Consider the following 2706-nt stretch of genomic DNA (forward strand, 5'->3'; position numbering starts at 1 on the left):
CGCCGCGAACGCCGAACCCGTCGCGTCCGCACCCAGCGCCGCCACGAGCGTCGCCACGCCCGGATAGAGCAGTACCTGCGAGAACAACACCGCGAAGACGAGGGCGGCGAGCACGGCCCGATCGCGATCACTCGAGTGCACGACGGGGGCTTGGCGCTCCGAGAGTATGAAGCCGTTCGTCTCGAGACGAACGACTACCCGACCGAAAGACGGCGATTTCGTGATCCGTGTTGCGGTCTCTCCGCGGGGACGAATGAACTGACTCGCGGGCGATCCCGAACGAACGGAACCGCGTCCACGACTGCTACGGACGGATGTAGGCGTATCCCTCGCTCTGCAGTCGTGTGAGTTCGCCGCCGCCGGAGGGAACGGTTTCGACGCCATCGACGAGATCCGATTCCGCGAGGTCTTTGAGGTCGAGCGTGTTGCCGCAGGCCTTGACCGAGATGCCCGTCTCGAGCAGCGATTCGACTGCGTCGCTGTTCTCTCCGCCGGCCGTCAGCGGCTCGATCCCGTCGGCTTGTGCGACGATCGCAATGTCGTCGATCTCGACGGAGTCGTCTTTCGTGAGGTTTTCGGCGATCGTAAGCGCGGTCCGTTGTTGTGCCGGTTCGTCGGCGATGAGGTGGAAAACTGTCTGCATGTCTCGACAGGGCGGCCGGCTAGGGAAAGCGTTTGAGCCTGCAAGCGAAGCGCCCGGCGGAAACGATGGGCTCGAACCGTCGGAGATTGCCTCTCCGTGCCATCGGAAACGGCCGTCTCGAGTACTCGAGACGGATGTCTGTGCATCCGTAGACGACTCTGCGTATACGCAGCCGATCAGTGCGAGACAGTCTCTAGTCTGCGGTTTTTGCCGTTACTGCCACGCATATGAACGTGGAGTAGTATGCATACTAAACATGAGCGACGACGCGAGCGGCGAGCACGACGCCGATTCCGAGCGCAGTGAGCGCGGACTCGGCACGCGCAGCGTCCACGCCGGCCAGTCTTCCGATTCGGAGACCGGCGCGATGGCACCGCCGATCTACCAGACGACCTCCTACGTCTTCGAGGACGCCGACACGGCCGCCGCCCGCTACGCCCTCGAGGACGACGGCTACATCTACTCTCGCATCGCCAACCCGACCGTCACGACGCTCGAGGACCGCCTCGCCGACCTCGAGGGCGGTGCCGGCGCGGTCGCGACCGGTAGCGGCATGGCCGCGCTGGATTCCGCGGTGCTGATCCTCGCCGAGGCGGGGGACAACGTCGTCTGTTCGACGGATACCTACGGCGGAACCACCGCCTACTTCTCGAAGACGGCGACCCGCAGGGACATCGAACCGCGGTTCGTCCCCACCCTCGAGTACGACGCCTACGAGGAGGCCATCGACGAGGACACCGCGTTCGTCCACGTCGAGACGATCGGCAACCCCTCGCTGGTCACGCCCGACTTCGAGCGCGTCGCCGAGGTCGCCCACGACAACGGCGTGCCGCTCGTCGTGGACAACACCTTCGCGACGCCGGCGCTGTGTCGACCGCTCGAGTACGGGGCCGACGTCGTCTGGGAGTCCACGACCAAGTGGCTCCACGGCTCGGGCACCACGGTCGGCGGGGTGCTGGTCGACGGCGGGACCTTCCCCTGGGGCGAGCACGGCTACGACGAGATCGCGGGGCCGAACCACGCCTACCACGACGTCGACTTCTCGCAGGACTTTTCGGACGCGCCGTTCGCAGCCGCCGCCCGATTCCGCTCGCTACGCAGTCTCGGCAATCAGCAGTCGCCGTTCGACGCCTGGCAGACCCTTCAGGGGCTCGAGTCGATGCCCCTGCGCGTCGAAAAACACTGCGAGAACGCTGCAATCGTCGCGGAGTACCTCGCCGACCACGAGGACGTCGCCTGGGTCACGCATCCCGGACTCGCGGACCATCCCACGCACGACAACGCCACGCGGTATCTCGAGGACTTCGGTGGGATGGTCGCGTTCGGGCTCGAAGAAGGGTTCGAGGCGGGCAAGGCCTTCTGCGAGAACGTCGAACTCGCCCAGTTCCTCGCGAATATCGGCGACGCGAAGACGCTCGTCATTCACCCGGCAAGCACGACCCACGGCCAACTCTCGCCGGAAGAACGCGAGGAAGCGGGCGTGACAGCCGACCTGATCCGGATGTCGGTCGGGATCGAGGATCCCGAAGACATTCTGGCCGACCTCGAGCAAGCGATCGAGGCGGCGACACGGGCCTGTCGGGGGACGGGTGAGACACCGTGACGACGAAGGAGACGGTCGATCTAGGGGAGTTTCAGTTCGAGTCGGGGGAGTCGATCCCGAACCTCGAGGTGGCCTACGAGACCTACGGCGATTTCACCGGCGACAACGCAGTGTTGGTCTGTCACGCGCTGACCGGCAGCGCCCACGTCGCCCGACGACCGGATGCGGGCGGCGAGACGGCGGGGCAGGCCCGGGCCTGGTGGGGTGACGTCGTCGGCCCCGGGAAAGCGATCGACACGAGCGAGTACTACGTGATCTGTGCGAACGCACCCGGATCGTGTTACGGGACGACCGGTCCCGCAAGCGAGAACCCGGAGACGGGCGAGCCCTACGGCACCGACTTCCCCCCGGTCACGGTCGGCGACTGGACCCGCGCCCAGCGCGAGTTGCTCGACACCCTCGGCGTCGGGCGGATTCACGCCGTCGTCGGCGGCAGCGTCGGCGGGATGAACGTCCTCGA

General features: G+C 66.3%; 3 protein-coding genes and 1 pseudogene. 2 read left to right on the forward strand and 2 right to left on the reverse strand.

Annotation, left to right across the window (positions count from 1 at the left end; genetic code table 11):
• Both PGX04_RS15990 and PGX04_RS15995 read right to left on the reverse strand, forming a co-directional pair.
• Positions 1-141, reverse strand: a pseudogene (locus PGX04_RS15990) (MFS transporter); the annotation flags it as partial.
• 163 nt (positions 142-304) lie between these two features.
• Entirely contained in the window at positions 305-643 is a 339-nt protein-coding gene (locus PGX04_RS15995; protein ID WP_273739420.1) for a DsrE family protein, read from the reverse strand.
• 256 nt (positions 644-899) lie between these two features.
• Between PGX04_RS15995 and PGX04_RS16000 the strand changes: the two genes are divergently transcribed.
• Together PGX04_RS16000 and PGX04_RS16005 are read left to right on the forward strand one after the other, a co-directional pair.
• The gene (locus PGX04_RS16000; protein ID WP_273739421.1) at positions 900-2246 is read left to right on the forward strand and encodes an O-acetylhomoserine aminocarboxypropyltransferase/cysteine synthase family protein; all 1347 of its coding nucleotides are present in this window, start codon (positions 900-902) and stop codon (positions 2244-2246) included.
• Positions 2243-2706: alpha/beta fold hydrolase (locus tag PGX04_RS16005; RefSeq protein ID WP_273739422.1), on the forward strand; the 464-nt coding region annotated here is incomplete at its 3' end. The genes PGX04_RS16000 and PGX04_RS16005, both read left to right, overlap by 4 nt.

It is taken from the genome of Natrinema soli (assembly GCF_028618695.1).